This is a genomic window from Rubrivirga marina (assembly GCF_002283365.1).
GTDB classification, from domain to species: Bacteria; Bacteroidota; Rhodothermia; order Rhodothermales; family Rubricoccaceae; genus Rubrivirga; species Rubrivirga marina.
Genome location: NZ_MQWD01000001.1, coordinates 25464 through 43957, shown reverse-complemented (window position 1 = coordinate 43957; position 18494 = coordinate 25464). Strand labels below are relative to the sequence as shown.

General features: G+C 72.9%; 14 protein-coding genes. 9 read left to right on the top strand and 5 right to left on the bottom strand.

What is annotated here, in order from left to right; all coding sequences use genetic code 11:
* The first annotated feature begins 134 nt into the window (after positions 1 to 134).
* Positions 135 to 749 (top strand): DUF2911 domain-containing protein, encoded by a 615-nt coding sequence (locus tag BSZ37_RS00170; RefSeq protein WP_095508600.1) that lies wholly within the window; start codon positions 135 to 137, stop codon positions 747 to 749.
* Positions 750 to 810: 61 nt separating this feature from the next.
* On the opposite strand, the gene BSZ37_RS00165 is transcribed toward BSZ37_RS00170, so the two are convergent.
* Together BSZ37_RS00165 and BSZ37_RS00160 are read right to left on the bottom strand one after the other, a co-directional pair.
* The gene (locus BSZ37_RS00165) at positions 811 to 1617 is read right to left on the bottom strand and encodes a class I SAM-dependent methyltransferase (protein WP_095508599.1); all 807 of its coding nucleotides are present in this window, start codon (positions 1615 to 1617) and stop codon (positions 811 to 813) included.
* A gap of 52 nt (positions 1618 to 1669) precedes the next feature.
* Positions 1670 to 2488, bottom strand: coding sequence for an aldo/keto reductase (locus BSZ37_RS00160; protein ID WP_095508598.1), 819 nt, complete (start codon positions 2486 to 2488; stop codon positions 1670 to 1672).
* A 152-nt stretch (positions 2489 to 2640) separates the two neighbouring features.
* Between BSZ37_RS00160 and BSZ37_RS00155 the strand changes: the two genes are divergently transcribed.
* The gene (locus BSZ37_RS00155) at positions 2641 to 3132 is read left to right on the top strand and encodes a YciE/YciF ferroxidase family protein (protein WP_095508597.1); all 492 of its coding nucleotides are present in this window, start codon (positions 2641 to 2643) and stop codon (positions 3130 to 3132) included.
* 97 nt (positions 3133 to 3229) lie between these two features.
* On the opposite strand, the gene BSZ37_RS00150 is transcribed toward BSZ37_RS00155, so the two are convergent.
* Together BSZ37_RS00150 and BSZ37_RS00145 are read right to left on the bottom strand one after the other, a co-directional pair.
* Positions 3230 to 5320 (bottom strand): T9SS type A sorting domain-containing protein, encoded by a 2091-nt coding sequence (locus BSZ37_RS00150; protein ID WP_095508596.1) that lies wholly within the window; start codon positions 5318 to 5320, stop codon positions 3230 to 3232.
* A 92-nt stretch (positions 5321 to 5412) separates the two neighbouring features.
* Complete coding sequence (locus tag BSZ37_RS00145) at positions 5413 to 8574, bottom strand: PD40 domain-containing protein (protein ID WP_095508595.1); 3162 nt, start codon at positions 8572 to 8574, stop codon at positions 5413 to 5415.
* Positions 8575 to 8742: 168 nt separating this feature from the next.
* Between BSZ37_RS00145 and BSZ37_RS00140 the strand changes: the two genes are divergently transcribed.
* The 3 genes from BSZ37_RS00140 (at position 8743) to BSZ37_RS00130 (ending at position 12783) form a co-directional block, all read left to right on the top strand.
* Positions 8743 to 10749: a cellulase family glycosylhydrolase gene (locus BSZ37_RS00140; RefSeq protein ID WP_095508594.1), complete on the top strand. Its 2007-nt coding sequence runs from the start codon at positions 8743 to 8745 to the stop codon at positions 10747 to 10749.
* A 162-nt stretch (positions 10750 to 10911) separates the two neighbouring features.
* Positions 10912 to 11667 (top strand): hypothetical protein, encoded by a 756-nt coding sequence (locus BSZ37_RS00135; protein WP_095508593.1) that lies wholly within the window; start codon positions 10912 to 10914, stop codon positions 11665 to 11667.
* A gap of 117 nt (positions 11668 to 11784) precedes the next feature.
* The gene (locus tag BSZ37_RS00130) at positions 11785 to 12783 is read left to right on the top strand and encodes an AAA family ATPase (protein WP_095508592.1); all 999 of its coding nucleotides are present in this window, start codon (positions 11785 to 11787) and stop codon (positions 12781 to 12783) included.
* A 73-nt stretch (positions 12784 to 12856) separates the two neighbouring features.
* Here the strand turns inward: BSZ37_RS00130 and BSZ37_RS00125 are convergent, their stop codons facing one another.
* On the bottom strand, positions 12857 to 13333 hold the full coding sequence (locus tag BSZ37_RS00125; RefSeq protein ID WP_095508591.1) for a hypothetical protein: 477 nt from the start codon (positions 13331 to 13333) through the stop codon (positions 12857 to 12859).
* A gap of 334 nt (positions 13334 to 13667) precedes the next feature.
* On the opposite strand from BSZ37_RS00125, the gene argG reads away from it, so the two are divergent.
* The 4 genes from argG (at position 13668) to BSZ37_RS00105 (ending at position 18465) form a co-directional block, all read left to right on the top strand.
* On the top strand, positions 13668 to 14885 hold the full coding sequence (gene argG / locus BSZ37_RS00120; protein WP_095508590.1) for an argininosuccinate synthase: 1218 nt from the start codon (positions 13668 to 13670) through the stop codon (positions 14883 to 14885).
* A gap of 28 nt (positions 14886 to 14913) precedes the next feature.
* Entirely contained in the window at positions 14914 to 16053 is a 1140-nt protein-coding gene (locus tag BSZ37_RS00115; RefSeq protein ID WP_095508589.1) for a hypothetical protein, read from the top strand.
* Complete coding sequence (argC, locus tag BSZ37_RS00110) at positions 16050 to 17135, top strand: N-acetyl-gamma-glutamyl-phosphate reductase (RefSeq protein ID WP_095512264.1); 1086 nt, start codon at positions 16050 to 16052, stop codon at positions 17133 to 17135. The genes BSZ37_RS00115 and argC overlap by 4 nt, the downstream gene beginning before the upstream one ends.
* A 163-nt stretch (positions 17136 to 17298) precedes the next feature.
* Entirely contained in the window at positions 17299 to 18465 is a 1167-nt protein-coding gene (locus BSZ37_RS00105; RefSeq protein ID WP_095508588.1) for an aspartate aminotransferase family protein, read from the top strand.
* Positions 18466 to 18494: the final 29 nt, after the last annotated feature.

The window sequence follows — 18494 nt, the reverse complement described above, 5'->3', positions numbered from 1 at the left end:
GCGTTCGGAGAGGGCGACTCGCCGACTCGCCCCGCGACCGGGACCGGCGCCTCTGGAGGGCACGGCCGTGAGGGATCGGGAGACGGGCGAGCCGCGTAGCTTCGCCGGCTCCCCAATCCGACACCCTCCACCCCATGCGATTCTCCTTTCTCGCCGCGCTCGTCGCGGTGCTCCTCGTCCCCGCCGCCTGTGCGCAGGACGACATGACGGACGAGATGGGCGCGGACATGCCCGGCGACGGCGTGTTCATGGACGCCCCGCCGCGCGCCTCTGATGAGGCCCGCCCGAGCCCCAACGCGTACGTCGGCACGACCGTCGGCACGACCGACGTGCTCGTCCAGTACGGCCGCCCGAGCCTCCGCGGCCGGGCCTACTTCACCGACGGCGCCGAGCTGGCCCCCGCCGGCGAGGTCTGGCGCACCGGCGCCAACGAGGCGGCCACCGTCACTTTCTCCGATGCCGTGACGTTCGGCGGCGAGGACGTCCCGGCTGGGACCTACGCCCTGTTCGCGATCCCCGGCGACGGCGAGTGGACCGTCATCCTCAACGACGTGGCCGAGCAGTGGGGCGCCTTCCGCTACGACGAGGCCGAGGACCGCGTCCGCGTCATGGCCGAGCCGGTGACCGACGCCCCCATGCAGGAGCAGTTCGAGATCCGGTTCGAGGACGTCTCGGAGGACGCGGCGACGATGGTCCTCCACTGGGGGACGGTCGGCGTGCCGGTGCAGATCACGGCGGCCGGCGCGTAAGCGCGCTCTCCGTCTCGCTTTCGGGTCCGCCCGCCTCGGCGTCGAGGCGGGCGGTTTCGGTTCAGGGCCGCGTGCCGACGGCGATCCGGGCCGGCCATTCCATCGCGTAGGGGCCGTCGCCGAGGTCGCGCTCAATGGTTCCGACCACGTCCTCGCGGAGGTCGGCCCAGGCGTCGGGCGCGAGGTGCTGGCGGATCAGCGCGAGAGGGGCGGAGCTCCGTTCGTTCGTCGCCCAGAACGACGCGGCCGACGTCGCCTCCGTCCGGTGCGTCACGGTGTGGACCTCGACGTCGCGGAAACCGGCGGCCTCGAAGGCGTCCTGCAACTCCTCGGGCTGTCCGAACGGCGCCCGCCCCTCGCCGAATGGGAAATCCGGCAGGTGTGCGGCGACCGCGCCGAAGCACGTCTGGAGGAGCGGGACGCCGTCCATCGGGGCCCAACTCGACACCGCCAGTCGGCCCATCGGCCGCAGGACGCGGTGGGCCTCCCGGAGGCCGGCGGCGGGGTCGGGAAAAAAGATGAGCCCGAACATCGAGAACGCCCGGTCGAAGGCGCCGTCGTCGAACGGGAGCGCCTGCCCGTCGCCGGGGACGACCTCGACGGCGACGCTCTCCGCCTCGGAGCGGCGCCGGAGCGCGGCGACCATCGCGTCGGAAAAGTCGAGGGCGACGACCTCGGCGCCCCACTCGACGGCGAGGAACGACAGCGTCCCGGGGCCGGCGGCGACGTCGAGCACGCGGTCGCCCGCCGAGACTCCCGCCAGCCGGAGGGCGTCGGCGGCGTAGCGCGAGAAGAGCGGGACGAGGTCCTCGGCGTAGCCGTCGGCGACGGCGTTCCAGACGTCGGGACGGGAGAGGGGGGACGACATGGGCGGGCGGTGAGGGGGTGGCAAGCTCCGGCCCGCGGCCCTCCGAATCCAGCTACCGGTTCCAGTCGGGCCCCCAGGCCGGGTCGATGGTCCGGCGGTCTTTGGGCAGGGCGTCGAGGCGGGCGCGCTCGTCGTCGGTGAGTGACAGCTCGGCCGCGTCGAGGTTCGCCTGGCGGTGCGCGTCCGACGACGCCTTAGGGATGGCGGTCACGCGGTCCTGCCCGAGGAGCCACGCCAACGCCACCTGCGCCGGCCCCACCCCGCGCGCCTCGGCGATCTCGCGGACCGTCTCGTTCCGCAGGAGCTCGCCCTGCGCGAGCGGACTGTAGGCCGTGAGCACGAGGCCGCGCTCGCGGATTAGATCGAGCAGCGGCTCCTGACCGAGCGCCGCGTGGTACTCGACCTGGTCGACGGCGAGGTCCGGGACGAGCTCGAGCGCGTCGCGCAGCATCTCGGCGGGGTAGTTCGAGACGCCGATGAGCCGCGCCTTGCCCGCCTCGCGCACGGCCGCGAGCGCCTCGAGCTGGGCCTCCAACTCGATCTCCGGGTTCGGCCAGTGGAGCAGGAGGAGGTCGACGTAGTCGGTCCCGAGCGCGCGGAGGCTCTCGTCGGCGGACGCCCCCAGCTTTGACGGCGCCACGCGGTCGCGCCACACCTTCGTGGTGAGGAAGACGTCGGCCCGTGGGACGCCCGAGGCGGCCAGGGCCGCGCCGACCTCGGCCTCGTTCCCGTACATCGCCGCCGTGTCGACGTGGCGGTAGCCGATCGCGAGGGCGTGCTCGACAGCGCGGCGGGCCTCGGCGCCGCGCATCTGCCAGGTGCCGAGGCCGAGCGCGGGCATCGACACGTCGTGGAGGTCGTAGTGGGTCATGCGAGGGGGAGGGGAGGGGGGCGTCGGGCACGCGGGTGGGTCGCGGCGGGTTCGCGCCGGCCCCGGGACTCATGCAGAGGTCACGCGATCGGAGGAACGGCCATGGCAGGCCCCGGTACGCCTCCTGCCCTCTCCTACATCCTTTTCCTTCTATGTCCGCCATCACCTCCCTCGACGACCTCTTCCTCCACACGCTCCGCGACATCTACTACGCCGAGCAGCAGGTCCGGAAGCTTCTCCCGACGTTCGTCGAGCGCGCCACCGACGCGAAGCTCAAGTCGCTCGTCCAGGAGCACGCCGACCAGTCCGATGAGCACGTGGAGCGGCTGGAGCGCGTGTTCGAGATGCTCGGCGAGAAGGCCGAGGGCGTGACCTGCGAGGCCATGGACGGCCTCGTGAAGGAGGCCAAGCACCTCCTCTCGGACGTCGAGGACGCCGAGACGCGCGACGCCGCGATCATCTCGTCGGCCCAAGCCATCGACCACTACGAGATCACGCGCTACGGCACGCTCTCGACGTGGGCCGAGCAGCTCGGCCACCCCGACGCCGCCGACCTCCTCGCCGAGTCGCTCGCCGATGAGGAGGAGGCCGACGACCGGCTCACGCTCCTCGCCGAGGACCGCGTCAACGCGAAGGCGGCCTAGCACCGACCGCCTCCGCGTGTACGCCCCGCCTTCCGACCGGAGGCGGGGCGTTTTTTTGCCGTCAGGTCGCCCCGCCTCGGCGTCGAGGCGGAGGCGGTCAGCGGGCAACGGTGACCATCTGGGTGGTCACGCGTCCCCCGGCCTCCGCGCGGACGACGTAGGCGCCCGGTGCCAGCCCCGACACGTCGAGCTCGGCTCGCGCGCCCTCCGCTTTGGCGACCCGCCGCCCCAGCGCGTCGAGAAGGTGGATCCGTGTGGTCGTGCCCTCGGCCCCGACGACGGTGACCGCCAGCCGGTCGGCCGCCGGGTTCGGCCACGCGGCGACGGCGAACGGGACGGCCTCGGGGGCGTCGTCCGCGGCCGTCGGGGCCGTGAGGGCGACGGGCGCCGACGACTCGCCCGTGTTGCCGTCGGCGTCGGTCGCGATGAGCACGAGCGACGTGCCCGCGTCGAGTGGGGCGCCGAGCGCGAACGTGGCGTCGCGCGCGTCCCCGGCCTCCGATTCCAGGATCTCGTCGTGTCCGAGGTAGACGGCGCCGAACGGAGACACAGCGACGGCCTCGACGCGGAGCGGGTATGCCGCATTGGCGGCCGCCGTGTCGACGGCGTAGGTGACGGCAACGGCGGCGTCGGTCGCGCTCGCGTCCGTGACGGCCGGGGCGTTCTGGAGCCGGTTCGGACCCTCGTCAGCGTCGCCCGCGTCGGAGGGCGTCGGGCCGTCGGGGTCGAACCCATCGAGGTCGACGAACAGGCCGCCGATGCCGTAGATCAGGTTGCCCGAGACGGCGTTGCCTGTGGCCTCGCCCGTGACGTGGACGCCGGCGTCGTCCGCGAACGCGATCACGTTCGGCGCCTCCGGTGAGCCGATCTGGTTGTCGGATCCGTCGTCGACTTGCACGCCGATCCCCCGGTTGCCGAAGTCGACGGTCCCGCTCCGGTCGGTCCCGATCCAGTTGCCAAGGACCCGGTTCGCCGATGAGCCGCCGTAGATCCGGATCGCCCCGTAGAAGCTGAAGGGAGCCGCCGTGATCACGTTGCCTGCGCCCGGTTCGGTCCCGCCGATGACGTTGCCCGTCGCTCCGAACGCCACCTCGACGCCGCCCTCGTCGAGCGCGACGGTGCCGGTCCGGTCCGTCCCGATCTCGTTGCCCACGACGACGTTCTCGTCGCCGCGGATCACGACGCCGCCGACGATCAGATTCCCCTCGTCCGGGGCCGTCCCGCCGATGAGGTGGCCCCTTCCGCGGATGGTGGCGCCCCGGGAGACCTCGGCGACGGCCGTTCCCGCCGGGTCCGTTCCGACGTAATTCCCCTGAACGACCCACCCCTCGCCGTCCAGGCTGATCCCGCCCACCACGTTGCGGGCGCCCGGCGCCGTCCCCCCTACGACCATGCCTGCGCTCTCCGATCCTCCGGAGAGGGTCCCACCGACCTCGTTGCCCTGGACGATGTGGCCCGAGCCGTTCAGCAGAAGGCCGCCGAGAATGCGGTTCCCCTCTCCGTCGCCCGTGCCGCCGACGGTGTGGCCGGTCTCCGATACCTGGAGTGAGGCCCGGATCTCGTTCCCCTCGATCCGGTTGCCGTCGCCGCTCACGGCCGCCGACGAGCTTCCGATGACGTTTCCGCGCCCGACGCCGCCGACCACGTTGCCGGAGTCGCGGACGATGAGGGAGAAGTTGACCGTGCCCTCGCTCTCCGTCCCGTCCGCCCGGAGGCCGATCACAGAGCACTCGACCCGGTTGTCGTCGCCAAAGATCTCCACGGACGTCCCGTTACCCTGACTCTGGGACCCGGCCATCGCCGGGACGGCGACGCCGCGGACGACGCTCGCGCCGCCGCGCAGGACGAGGCCCGCGGCGCCTTCCCCCTGCGCGTTGAGATCGATCTGCGACCCGTCGATCTCGACGAGGACCGTCAGGGGACCGGAGCCGCATGAGGCGCTGGGCTGCGTGAGCCCGTCGATCTCGACCGGGACGGTCGCGTCGGGGAGGTTGCTCACGAGCTCGATCACGTGGACGCCGTCGCCGGGGATGGCGAACGCGATCCGCCCACCGCCGGCCGCGTTGACGGCGCCGATGGCCGCTCGGAGCGAGCCGGCCCCCGCGTCGGCGTCTGTGGTGACCGTGACGGTCGTCTGGGCGGCGGCCGGGAGGGCGACCGCGAGGGCGGCGAGGAGGAGAAGGCGCATCGGGGCAGGGAAGAGCGTCCCCTGCCCAAGCGTAATTCGTCGCTCACCGGGCTCATCCCACTCCCCCCGCCTCGGCGCCGAGGTGGGGAGGGCTAAAAGGGCACGGCCGCCTGGATCCGGTAGTACAGGTCGAGGTCATCGACCCCGCGCGTGCCGTTCCAGAGCTCGTCCAGCGTCGAGGCCGGCGCCGCCAGCCCGACGGCGTGGCGCAGCTCGAAGCCGCCGAGCGACAGGACGTTCGCCAGCTCGGCCCCCACGCCCACGCGCCGCGCAGCGTTGTCGACGTCGGCGCCCGTCCACACGAGGCCGCCGTCGACGAAGAGGGACGGCGAGACGGGGCCCAGCTTGACGAGCCCGAGGAGCGTCGTGTTGAGGTCCGCCACGATCGGGAGCCGGTACTCGGCGGACCCGAACAGCGCCCGCGTGCCGACGGCGTAGCGCCGGTACCCGCGGACGCGCTCGGCGTCGTCGAGCGTGACGGCGCCGACGAACGGGGCCTGGAGGTCGACGTCGTCGTAGCGCGCCAGCCCGACGTAGTCCTGCGCGAGCGTCTCGCCGAAGATGGCCGTCGCCCGGCCCTGCACGAACAGCCGCCCGAACCCGAGCGACGGCGAGACCCAGTAGCCGAGCACGTCGGGGCGGACGAACGTGTCGCCGCCGAGCGCCGGGATCCCCGCCGTGACGCGCGCCCGCAGCCCGGTCCCGTCGAGCGGCGTGATCACGTTCCACCGGTACGGCCGCTGGAACTTGTAGGCCGCGCCGACCTGGGCGTCGAACCGGGTGCCCGCCTCGGGCACGCCGAGGCCGGTGTCGTCGAGGTCGTCGAACCGGTCGAGCGCGAGCGGGCTGGCGTAGGCGTAGCGGAGCCGCGTGCCGGCGAGCGTCGTGGTGTAGGGCCGGTCGAGGAGGTCGAGCGTCCACGTCGCCGAGACGTCGCCGCCGGTGAGGTCCTCGACGAGCACGCTCGACCCGTAGAAGCTCGACGGCGACGGGAAGCGGTAGAGGTCGAGCGTCAGCGTCGGCGTGAACTGCTGGTTGACGTACGACAGCAGCAGGAACGACTTGTCGACGGGCCGGGTGACGGAGACGCCCGCCAGCAGCGCCAGCTGGTGCTTCCCGAGCGGCTCCAGAAACAGCGAGTTGGCGAACGCGCCCCAGTCGTCGTCCGACGTGAACAGCTCGCCGTCCTCGCCGGGGTCGCCGTAGGGAAGGCCGAGCGTGATGGCGTGCGTGATGTTCGTCCACGAGTTGTACTCGCGGCGCTCACGGATGAGCGACGGGTCGGGGGCGATCGCGTCGGGGACGGTCCGCGGCGGCCGGTGCGTCGTCCACGCGGCGTAGGCCGGCGGGACCTCGACCGAGTCCGAGACGACCGTCGGCCGGCGGCGGGCGTCGACGACGAACACGCGGTCGCGGCGCTTCGTCTCGCTCGCCACGAGCACCAGCCGCCCGGCCGGGTGGAGGCTGTCTGGCGGGAGCCAGTCGTGGACCGTCGCGCCGTCGTAGAGGAAGGTGACGCGCTCCTCGACCGGCGGCGAGGTGATGGGCCCGAGGACCGCACCGCGTCCGATGTCCATGCCACGCCCGAGGTCGGTCGGCTCCAACGGCGAACTCGGCTCCGGAGCCGGAGGCGTGTCCGGTCGGGTGCTCGCGCGCTCGACCGGCGCCGTGAACGCATTCGGCGCCCGGTCGCGGAGCGACGTGAAGGCCAGCGAGTCGCCGGTCGGGCTCCAGATCGGGATCCGGTCGTCGCGCTCGGCCCGGTCCGCCTCGGGCGCGGTGCCGAGGCGGGCGACCTCGCCCGTGGCCACGTCGAGCACGGCGAGGTCGCGGGTGCCGTCCTCGTCGAACAGGGCGAACGCGATGCGGGCCCCGTCCGGGCTCCACCGCGCCGTCGTGATCTGGACGTCGCCGGTGAAGGCTGTCAACGGGCGCTCCTCGTTCGTGTCGAGGTCGAGCGCGAACAGGTTCGCCGTCGTCCCGTCGCTGCCGACGAAGGCGAGGCTCCGGCCGTCGGGCGCGAACGTGGGGGAGACGGCGCGGCGGTCGGTCGTGAGCCGGCGGAGCCCGCCGCCCTCGGCGTTCACGACGTAGAGGTCGTTGAGGAGCGAGCCGTAGGCGCCGCGGCGCGTCCGCGCGAAGGCGATCCGCTGCCCGTCCGGGCTCCAGTCGACGGGGCCGGTGATCGAGCCCTCCGCCAGAATCCGCAGCTCGCGGGCCCGCGTCGAGTCGGCCCCGGGGTTGTCGACGACGATGAGGCGGCGGACGGGCCGCGCGAGGCTCGGCAGGACGACGCCCGCGACCCACATCGTGTCCGGGCTGAACGAGACGTCGTAGACGACTTGGCCAGGCAGCCCGAACGGCTTGGCGTCGAGCGAGTCGAGCCGCTCCATCTGCCCCGCCTGCGTGTTGTAGTACACGTTGACGTGCTTCCGCCACTCCTCGTTGAACTCGGTGTAGCTCTGTTTGGTCACGGCCTCGAACGCCGTCCGGAAGTCGTGGACGCGGCCGAGGCCGAGGAGCACCGGGATCCGGTGGGCGAGGATCTGCGCGAGCGTCGAGTCGCCGCGGCTCTGGGCGAGGTACCGCACCTGGCTGTTGCCGACGGCGTAGCGGAGCCGGCCGTTCTGGGGCGACGAGCCGTCGGTGTAGCTCAGGCGGTCCTCGAACGTCGCCGTCCGCAGCCAGCGGTCGCCGCGCTGGGCGTCCCACCGCTCGGTCGCGTACTGGGCGAGGCCCTCGGTCCAGAAGCCCGGGAAGGGGTCGGCGAAGAAGATGTCCAGGAGGCCGAGGTTCGAGCGGACCGCGCGGTAGTGGATGAGGTGGGCCACCTCGTGGGCGATCACCTTCCGCAGCCACTTGACGTCGCCGGTCCAGATCTCGGCCGTGTCGTTGACGTGGACCCAGATGGTCGTGAACCCGCTCCCGCCGACGTTGTAGGCGATCCCGTTGGCGATCTCGTCCTCGTCGGAGAGGTAGATCCGGATCGGGTCGTCGAAGGCGATGGCCGCCGAGTCGGTCGCGAAGTTGACGGTGAGCGCGTCGTAGGTCGCCTCGGCGACCGCCGCGGCCTCGGCCTCGATGCCGGCGAGGCGGGCGGGGTAGATGATCTCGAAGTGCTCGGTCGTGGCCACCTGCCAGTCGAGCTCGGGGTGGTTCCGCCCGTTGAAGTAGCTGAAGCCGACCTGCGCGGCCGGGCCGCTGGCGACGAGCGCCGCGAGCGCGGCGAGGAGGACGAGGCGGAGACGGGGCATCGGGGGGCGTCCGGGGGGAGGGAAGGTAGGCCGCCCGGGGGCGGGGCCGAGTCTCAGGCGGGGCCTCAGATTGGCCCGGCAGGGCTCGCCGCTATCTTCGGCCGAGGCGGCTGAAAGCGTTTTCGCACGGCCGCCGCGTGTTTCCTTCCGCCCCCCAAGGTCGTCGCCATGACGCGTCTCTCCGCCCGCCTGCACTGGGCCCGTCTGCTCCCGCTGGCGACGCTCGTCGCGCTCGCGACGCCCGCCCACGCCCAACTCACGCCCGCTGAGGCCGCCGCGCAGATGGGCCGCGGCATCAACCTCGGCAACACGCTCGAGCCGCCGCAGGAGGGCGCCTGGAACAACGGCCCGGCCCAGGAGCACTACTTCGACGACTACGCCGAGGCGGGCTTCTCGACCGTCCGCATCCCGGTCCGCTGGGACCAGCACCTCGGCACGTCGGCCCCGTTCGCGGTCGACGAGGCGTGGATGGACCGCGTCGAGCAGGTCGTCGACTGGGGGCTGGAACGGGACCTCTTCGTCATCCTCAACGCGCACCACGACGACTGGATCAAGGAGGACTACGACAACCCGGTCCTCCAGGCCCGCCTCGACAGCCTCTGGAGCCAGGTCGCCACGCGGTTTCAGGACAAGTCCGACCGGCTCCTGTTCGAGATCCTCAACGAGCCGTTCCTCCCGATGACGCTCGCGGACACGGACGACATGAACGCCCGCGTGCTCCCCATCATCCGCCGGACGAACCCGACGCGGATCGTGCTCTACTCCGGCGCGAGCTGGTCGTCGCGTCAGCAGCTCCTCGCCGCCCGGATCCCCGACGACCCGTACGTCATCGGCTACTACCACTCGTACGACCCCTACCTGTTCGGGCTCGAAGGGCAGGGGACGTGGGGCTCGACGTCGGACCGGAACCAGCTCGCCCAGGCCTTCCAGCAGGTCGCGGACTGGTCCGCCTCGACAGGCGTGCCGGCCATCCTGAGCGAGTTCGGCGCGATCCGGAGCGGCGACTACAACTCGAGGATGCGCCACTACGGCGCGTTTGTGGCCGGCGCCCTCGAGCACGGCATCCCGTTCCAGGTCTGGGACGACGGCGGCGACTTCCGCGTCTACGAGCGCCAGGACCGCGACTGGAACGACGTCAAGGACATCCTGATCTCCACGTTCCCCGACGGCCCCAACCGGTTCGCGGCGTCGCTCACGAGCGACACCCTCGTGGTGCTCTCGTGGGACGCGCCGGCCCAGAGCGCCGGCCTCGTCGTCGAGCGTCGCTTCGGGACCGAGCCGTACCGGACCGTCGCCGAGATCGACGGCGCGCTCACGGCCTACGTCGACACGCTCCGCGGCGGGCCGGGCGACTACACCTACCGCGTCGTCTCGCGGACGGACGGCGGGCCGGACAAGGTCTCGTACCCGCAGCGCGTGACGGTCGTGCCGTACGAGCGGGCGCCGTACGGGGGCGCGCCGGTCGCGCTTCCCGGCACCATCGAGGCCGAGGACTACGACGTCGGCGGCGAGGGCCTGACGTACCACGACACCGAGTCGGCGAACATCCCTGGGGCCTATCGCCCGGACGAGGGCGTCGACCTCGAGGCGCGCGACGACGGGGGCTTCCAGCTCGCCTACGTCGCCGATGGCGAATGGGTCGAGTACACCGTCGACGTGGCCGAGACGGCCCGCTACGAGGTCACGGCGTACGTGGCGTCGCAGGACGGTGGGGGGCTGTTCTCGTTCGCGTCCGGCCCTTCGTTCAGCCCCACGTTCGCCGTCCCGCAGACGGGCGACTGGCAGACGCTCGCGGCCGTGAGCCAGACGATGCGGCTGGCCGCCGGCGTCCAGCCGTTCCGGTTCCGGGTCGACGCCGGCACCGAGGCGCCGTTCAACCTCGACCGGATCGTGGTCGAGGCGCTGGGGACGGCCGCCGAGGACGGACCGGAGGTCGCGGCGATCCGCGTCTTCCCCAACCCGGCGCGCGGGCGGTTCACCCTGTCCGGTGTGGCACCCTCGCTCGACCGGCGCGTCGAGGTCTACGACGCCCTCGGCAAGCTCGTCCTGACGGCGGCGCTCGTCTCGGCTGAGCAGACCGTCGAGGTGGGCGGGCTGGCGGCCGGGGCGTACGTCCTCCGCGTGGTGGACGGCGGGGCGACGCTCGCGCGGCGGCCGCTCGTCGTGGTGCGCTGAGCCGGAACCGGGGGCGGAGGGCGTTCGGGGTCCGTCGAGGAAGCGGGCGGGGGAGGGCTGTCACCGGCCGGCAGGCTGTGACATTCCGGTGGCACCCGCACCCTATACCATACGCGTGCGCGTTCGCGAGAGCCCGCGCAGCCCTTCCCTACCGCTGTCGACATGACCCGCGTACCCACCCCCGCCCGCCTCGGCGACCCCACCGACTGGGCCACCTCCCTCGCCGCCGGCCCGCACTACGAGCCGCCGTACCCCGGCGCCGTCCAGGACGAGCTGGCTTGGCACCTTGTCAAGCACATCCGCGAGGACGCCCACCTCCGCTCCGAGGTCGAGGTCGAGGTGCCCGCCTCCGCCGACTGGCCCGAGTCCGGGACCGGCCCGGCGTTCTTCACGCTCGACCTCGTGGTCGAGGTGCCCGTCGACACCGGCGACGGCGCGCCCGAGGTCCGGCGTGTCGCGTTCGAGTCGGGAGGCGCCACGGGCAGCCGCGCGCTCCGCGAACACGACCGGCGCCTCCGCCGCGACGCCACGCTCCTGGCCCACGGCGCCGTCGACACGATCTACCGCCTCCGAGGGTCGGACCTCCTCGGCCACATGGACGACGTGCTCTACCTCGCTAGCCAGTGGGACGCCGATCTCTTCTCGGAGCGGGGCCAGGTCAACCTCCGGACGCTCGCGAGCGCGGAGGCGAAGCAGGTCACGGTCCGACCCGAGCAGCCGAGCGTCCTCGTCCCGTACGCGCTCGACGCCGACGGCGGCTCGCCCGAGCGGCACCTCTGGCACGTCGCCAACGGGCAGGCGCCCCACGTCCTCGTCCGCCGGCTCGACCGCCGCTTCGAGTCTGTCTGGGGCCCCTACGCCGACCGGCCGCTCCGGAAGGTCGAGGTCGACCGGCCACCGCTTCGGAAGGCGTCGTAGCGCGTGGAGCGTGGGTGGAGATCTGCCCACGCTCCACCTTCTGTCGCACACGTGTGACGCATGGATGACACCCCGCCCGCCCTACGCTGGAGCACACTGGCGATCCCCCACGAAACCATGACTGTCCACCCCCTCAGCCGCCGGCCGCAGCAGCGGCGCCTCGTCGTCGCCGTCCGCGGGCCTGCGGGCACCGGCAAGAGCTGGTTCGCCGCCTCCCTGGCGGACGCCGGCCTCGGCCGCCTCTGCTTTTTCGACACCGAGCGGAAGGCCCGGCTCCTCCCCGGTGCCGACGGCTCGCACTACGACGCCATTGAGGTCGAGCACCCCGACGAGCTCCTCCCGTTCGTCGACTGGGCCCTCGGTGAGGGCCGCGCCGAGCAGGGCTACGGCTGCTTCGCCCTCGACTCGTGGGCCATGTACTTCGGCCGGAAGCACCGCGCGACCGTTCAGGCCGTCCGCGAGCGGACCGGCGACCCGACGGCCCAGCCGTCCGCCGAGGAGCTCCAGGCCGACCAGGTCGTGTTCCAGGAGGTCCTCCGTCGCCTCTGCGTCGACTCCGGCGCGTGCGTCGTCATCACGGACCAGATCGCGGCGCGCGGCAAGCAGGACCGCGAGGAGAACGAGATGGGCCGCGTGCTGCCCATGACGTCGTCCGGGCTGGAGTACTTCGTCGACGTGATGCTGGAGCTGTCGTTGCGGCAGGACGGGTTCGAGACGAAGCGCGTCGCGACCGTCGTGAAGTCGAACGCGCCGGACCTCCCGGTCGGGACCGTGTTCGAGAACCCGGACTTCGCCGACGTGCTCGCGGAGCTCGGCGTCGGCCCGGCGCCCGTCGAGACGCCTGCCCCGGGGGTGTTGCCCGAGCCGGCCCTCGCGCACCCCGCCGGCCCCACCCTCGCCGACCTCCTCGCCGAGGCCGAGGGCTTCGGCCTCGGCCGCCCGCAGGTGCTCCTCGCCGCGCGTCATTACTGCGGCGTCCAGGACCTCGACGAGCTGACCGCGGCGGACCGCGAAGACCTCCTCGACCGGATGCGCGACCGCTACGCGACGTCCGGCGACAGCGCGGCGACGGCCGAGCCGGAGGTCAAGGTGAGCAAGCGGAAGAAGGCTGCGTAGCCCGCCGACTCCTCCCGCCTCGGCACTGAGGCGGGACCCCTCGCCCCGCTGGCGCTCCGTGCCGCCGGCGGGGCTACTCGGTGACGGGGAACGGCTCGCCGACCCAGAATACGACGCGGTCCACGCCAATCCCGGCGTCGACGACGGCGACGCCGCTGTAGACCTCTGGTCCCCAGTCCTGAACCTCGACGCGGCGAACGGACAGGTCGGTCTCCGTGCGCCCCTCGGGATTGTACTGCTGGACGACGACACGTCCCTCGACCGACGAGGGGAGTTCGTCGCGCGGGGAGCCGGCGAAGCGGAGCGTGAGCGTCCGGCTGCACTCGTCGCCGCAGAGGGTCGTTCGCGAGAGCGAGACGTGCGGGGCCGTGCCGGTCGCGCCGCTGGCCTGCCAGCCCGCGGGGCCGAACGGCGGGTTGGGGACGGTCGCGTCCGCCTCGGTGATCTCGGGGCCGGAGTAGCGGGTGATGAGGGCGTCGTCGCCGACGGAGTCGCAGCCGGCGACGGCGAGGGTGGCCACGAGCAGGCCGAGGCGGAGGGGGAGAGGCATCGTCTGGGGACGGAGGCGGACCCAAAGAAGGGGGGCCGGAGGCGGACAGGGCAAGGGCATTCGGGGACTCCGCGAGGTCAACCGTGCGTTTCTGACGGACGGAAGCGCTACCGGACCGCGCCTGCGTTGACGAATCCGACGCGTCGCGCCTATCCTGTCGGTTCCGATCCGCCCCGCGATGACCGCCCGTCCCTTCCCCCGACGTCCCCGACGCCGACCGGCTCAGCCCGGGTCGGGAGACGACGCCTAGACGGACGGCACCGCACGATCACCCCAGCGGATCCGATCCCCCGACGCCGGCTCTCCCCAGGAGCCGGCGTTTTTTGTACCCGCCATGCCCGAGACCTCGCCCATCGCCCTCGCCTTTTCCGGCGGCCTCGACACGTCGTTCTGCGTCCCCTACCTCAAGGAGGAGACCGGACGCGAGGTCATGACCGTCACCGTCGACACCGGCGGGTTCACCGCCGAGGAGAAAGGGCAGATCGCCGCCCGCTCCGCCGACCTCGGCGCCGCCGGCCACCGCCTCGTCGACGCCCGCGCCGACCTGTGGGACCGCGTGCTCCAGTACCTCGTCAAGGGCAACGTGCTGCGCGGCGGCGTGTACCCGCTGTGCGTGGGCCCGGAGCGCGTCGTGCAGGCCGAGGCCCTGGCCGACGCGGCCCGCGCGCTCGGCGCGACGGCCGTGGCCCACGGCTCGACCGGCGCCGGCAACGACCAGATCCGCTTCGACACGGCCCTCCGCCTGCTGGCGGATCGAGGGGACGAGGGTGCATTGGAGATCCTGACGCCGATCCGGAGCCTCTCGCTCTCTCGCGAGGCCTCGACCGACTACCTCCGCGAGCGCGGCTTCCCCGTCGAGGCCAAGACGACCGAGTACTCGGTCAACCGCGGCCTGTGGGGCACGACGATCGGCGGGAAGGAGACGCACGACACCGACGGCGTCCTCCCCGAGGCGGCGTGGCCTGACACGATCTCGCCCAAGGACGCGCCCGACGACGGCCGCCAGCTCACGATCCGTTTCGAGCAGGGCGTGCCGGTGGCGATCGACGGCGAATCGCTCGACCCGGTGGCGCTCGTCGAGACGCTCAACCGCGAGGGCGCGGAGCACGGCGTCGGGCGGGGCATCCACGTCGGCGACACGATCCTCGGGATCAAGGGGCGGATCGCGTTCGAGGCGCCGGGCGCGCTCACGCTCATCGCGGCGCACCGCGAGTTGGAGAAGCTCGTCCTCACGCAGCTCCAGCTGGTCCAGAAGGCCGGTCTCGGCGATCTCTACGGCCGGCTCGTCCACGAGGGCCTCTTCTTCGACCCGATCTGCCGCGACCTCGAGGCGTTCCTCGACAGCACGCAGCGGCGCGTGACGGGCGACGTCCACGTCGAGTGGTTCAAGGGTGCAATCCACGTCCAGGGAGCCACGTCGCTCCACTCGCTGTTCGACGCGGGCGTGGCCCGCTACGGCGAGGACAACGCGCTGTGGTCCGGCCGCGACGCCGAGGGCTTCGCCCAGATCTACGGGCTCCAGGCCCGGCTGGCCGCCCGCGCTGGCACCTGATCTCCCACGCTCTCCTACGCCCGAGGCCATGCCCACCGGATCCATCACGACGCTCACCGTCGACCACGTCGCCAGCAGCACGGGGCCGTGCCGGCTGGACCACGAGGTCCGCGTCTCGCCCTACGTCGTGGCGGAGGAGGGGTACTGCCTCGCCGTCCGCGCGCTCGACGACAAGGACGTCTACAACCAGCTCGAAGGCGCCGACGGGGTCTTCCGGACCATCGCGAAAGGGCAGACGCTCGTCGGCGCGCTCGGCGAGCGGCAGGCATTGAAAGGGTACTCGGGGCGGATCCCGCGCCACATCGCGCCGGGCGACGTGCTCCACGTCCAGAACATGGGCGGCATTCTGGGGCGCGTGGCGGCCGAGCACCCCGACCTCGGGCCGGCGCTGCGGGTGGAGGTGCTGGGCGCCGTCCTCACCGGCGAGCCGCCGCGGCACGCGCGGATCCAGGACACGGCCGTCGACCCCGTCGAGGTCCTCACCGAGTCGGCCCCCCTCGTGATGGTGTCGGGGACGGCCATGAACACGGGCAAGACGTTCGCCGCCGCCGCGCTCGTCGGCGAGCTGACCGGGCGCGGGCTCCGCGTGGCGGCGGCCAAGCTGACGGGCGCGGCGCTCCAGCGCGACGTCCGCGCGATGGTGGCGCAGGGGGCCGTGGCCTCGGCCAGCTTCCTCCAGGCCGGCGCCGTCGCCACGACCGGCCGCGACATGGTGCCGATCGCCAAGGGCATCATCGCCCACCTCAACCGGATCGCGACGGCGGACGACGGCACGCCGCCCGACGCGCTCGTCCTCGAGCTCGGCGACGGCGTGATCGGGCCGTACGGCGTCGACCAGATCCTCGAGGACATGGAGCTCCAGCGGCTCACGGCCACGCACGTCCTCGCCGCGGCCGACCTCGCGGGCGCGTGGGCCTGCGATCAGCTATTCCGGACGCGGTACCGCGCCGAGATCGGCGTCGTCGTGGGGCCGGCGACCGACACGGACGTGGGCAAGCGCTACATCCAGACGTCGCTCGGCATCCCGGCCGTCAACGCGCGGTCCGAGGCCGGCGCCCTCGCGGACCTCGTGGCCGAGGACGTCGCCGAGCGGAAGGCGTGGGCGGCGGGCGGCGGGCCGAAGCTCTCGTTCAACGGCCCGCGCCGCGTGATCCCGACCTCGTCATGAGCACCCCGACCCCGATCCGCGCCGCGGTCCTCCACGGCGCCGGCTACGCCGGCGGCGAACTGCTGGCGCTTCTTCTGAACCACCCGCTCGTCGAGCCGGTCGCCGTCACCAGCCGCAGCCAGGCCGGCCAGCCGGTCCACACGACGCACCCGCAGCTCCGCGGCCAGACCGACCTCGCCTACACCGACCCCGCCGACCTCGACGCCGAGGCGGGCGGGCCCGCGTTCGACGTCGCGTTCGTCTGCGCCGAGCACGGCCAGGGCGCCGCGGCCGTCCAAGCGCTCCGCCGGTCAGGCTTCGACGGGCTGATCGTCGACCTCTCGGCCGACCACCGGCTCGGCTCGGTCGAAACCTACGAGGCCGTCTATGGGCTGGAACACCCGGACCCCGAGGCGATGCGCGCGGCGGTCTACGGGCTCGCCGAGGTGAACCACCGGCGGCTCCGGGGCGCGGCGCTGATTGCCAACCCGGGCTGCTTCGCGACCGGCCTCAGCCTCGCGCTCTGGCCGTTCGCGCGGATGCAGGGGCCGTTCGAGGCCCACGTGACGGCGCTCACGGGCGCCTCCGGCTCCGGCGCCCGCCCCTCGCCGACGACCCATTTCCCTCGCCGTGATGGCAACGTCCGGGCGTACAAGGTGCTGGCGCACCGGCACCTCGCGGAGGTCCGCGAGACGCTGGGCGGCGGGGCGACCGTCCAGTTCGTGCCGGTGAGCGGCCCGTGGACGCGCGGGATCTGGGGGACGGCCCACGTCGCGACGCTCGCGTCGTTCGACGAGGTCACGGCCGCGTTCGAGACGGCCTACGGCGGGCGTCCGTGCGTCCGCCTGTCGCCGGGCGAACTGCCGGAGCTGCTGCCCACGACCGGGACGCCGTTCTGCGACCTCGGCTGGGTCGAGAAGGACGGGCACCTCGTCGTCGGGTTCGCGCTCGACAACCTGCTCAAGGGCGCGGCCTCGCAGGCCGTCCAGAACCTGAACCTCGCCCTCGGCTGGCCCGAGGCGCTGGGGCTGCTGCCCGGCGTCCCCGCCCCGACGGAGGCGCCGTCCCTGCCGACCGCCACCCCAGCCACCGTGTCATCCTGAGCGGAGCGAAGGATCTCGCCGGACTCGACCGCTTCGCTTGAAACGGGCGCGACGCGAGCGGATGCGAGATCCGTCACTGCGTTCGGGAGGACAGGGGAGAGAGTTGGCGCCAGCGGTTGACCTGTCCGTTCCAAGCTCCCTCCACCCAATCCCCCCTCAACCGATGGTCCTCGATCCGCTGGCGCTCGAAGACGCCGTCACGCTCCCGACGTACGCCAAGCCGCCCGTCGCGCTCGTCCGCGGGGAGGGGACGCACGTGTGGGACCACGAGGGGCGCGAGTACCTCGACTTCTACGGCGGCCACTGCGTCGCCTTGCTGGGCCACTGTCCGCCGCGCGTCGTCGAGGCGATCCGGGAGCAGGCCGGCGAGATGCTGTTCTACTCCAACGCCGTCTACAGCCCCGTCCGCGCTGAGGCCGCGCAGGCGCTCGTGGACCTCGCGCCGGACGGCCTGGGCCGCGCGTTCTGGTGCAACTCGGGGACGGAGGCCAACGAGACGGCGCTCAAGCTGGCTCGGTCGGTCACAGGGCGGAACCGCGTCGTCGCGTTCTCCGAGGGCTTCCACGGGCGGACGCTGGGCTCGTTGGCCGCGACCTACGGCGACACGTACCACGCGCCGTACCGCGACGTGCTGCCCGAGACGACGTGGGTGCCGTTCGGCTGGGAGGGCGCCGTCGAGGATGCGCTGGCCGGCGAGGACGTCGCCGCGCTGATCCTCGAGCCGATGCAGTCGATGGCCGGCATCACCGAGGCCCGGCCCGAGTTCTACCGCGCGATCCGCGAGATCTGCGACCGGACGGGCACCGTGCTGATCTTCGACGAGGTCCAGACGGGCGTCGGTCGGACCGGCACGTTCCTCTACGGCGAGCACGTCGGCGTGACGCCGGACCTCGTGAGCCTAGCGAAGAGCCTCGGCGCGGGCGTCCCCGTCGGCGCCGTGCTCGTGAACGACGCGATCGCGGCGACGGTCAAGGCGGGCGACCAGGGCACGACGTTCGGCGGCGGGATGCTGGCGATGGCGGCCGTCAAGGCGACGCTCGCGCAGCTCGTCGACGACGACCTCATGGCGCGGGCCGTCGCGCTCTTCGCCCGCCTCGGCGACGGGCTCGCCGAGGTGGACGGAGTCACGGAGGTGCGGGGCCGCGGCTGCCTCATCGGCGTGTCGCTCGACCGCCCGGCGAAGCCCGTCGCCGGCGCGCTCCGCGAGGCCGGCGTGATCGTCGGGACCTCCGGCCGGGCCGACACGCTCCGCCTCATGCCGCCGCTCACGACGCCCGACGCCGACGTCGACGACTTCCTCGGCCGGTTCGCGGACGTCTTGAACGCATAAATCCCTGCGTCGCCCGCGGCATGCGCCGC

Bases quoted from the DNA above. Each gene is read 5' to 3' on its own strand.
- BSZ37_RS00170 (WP_095508600.1), top strand. From the start codon at position 135: ATGCGATTCTCCTTTCTCGCCGCGCTCGTCGCGGTGCTCCTCGTCCCC.
- BSZ37_RS00165 (WP_095508599.1), bottom strand. From the start codon at position 1,617: ATGTCGTCCCCCCTCTCCCGTCCCGACGTCTGGAACGCCGTCGCCGAC.
- BSZ37_RS00160 (WP_095508598.1), bottom strand. From the start codon at position 2,488: ATGACCCACTACGACCTCCACGACGTGTCGATGCCCGCGCTCGGCCTC.
- BSZ37_RS00155 (WP_095508597.1), top strand. From the start codon at position 2,641: ATGTCCGCCATCACCTCCCTCGACGACCTCTTCCTCCACACGCTCCGC.
- BSZ37_RS00150 (WP_095508596.1), bottom strand. From the start codon at position 5,320: ATGCGCCTTCTCCTCCTCGCCGCCCTCGCGGTCGCCCTCCCGGCCGCC.
- BSZ37_RS00145 (WP_095508595.1), bottom strand. From the start codon at position 8,574: ATGCCCCGTCTCCGCCTCGTCCTCCTCGCCGCGCTCGCGGCGCTCGTC.
- BSZ37_RS00140 (WP_095508594.1), top strand. From the start codon at position 8,743: ATGACGCGTCTCTCCGCCCGCCTGCACTGGGCCCGTCTGCTCCCGCTG.
- BSZ37_RS00135 (WP_095508593.1), top strand. From the start codon at position 10,912: ATGACCCGCGTACCCACCCCCGCCCGCCTCGGCGACCCCACCGACTGG.
- BSZ37_RS00130 (WP_095508592.1), top strand. From the start codon at position 11,785: ATGACTGTCCACCCCCTCAGCCGCCGGCCGCAGCAGCGGCGCCTCGTC.
- BSZ37_RS00125 (WP_095508591.1), bottom strand. From the start codon at position 13,333: ATGCCTCTCCCCCTCCGCCTCGGCCTGCTCGTGGCCACCCTCGCCGTC.
- argG (WP_095508590.1), top strand. From the start codon at position 13,668: ATGCCCGAGACCTCGCCCATCGCCCTCGCCTTTTCCGGCGGCCTCGAC.
- BSZ37_RS00115 (WP_095508589.1), top strand. From the start codon at position 14,914: ATGCCCACCGGATCCATCACGACGCTCACCGTCGACCACGTCGCCAGC.
- argC (WP_095512264.1), top strand. From the start codon at position 16,050: ATGAGCACCCCGACCCCGATCCGCGCCGCGGTCCTCCACGGCGCCGGC.
- BSZ37_RS00105 (WP_095508588.1), top strand. From the start codon at position 17,299: ATGGTCCTCGATCCGCTGGCGCTCGAAGACGCCGTCACGCTCCCGACG.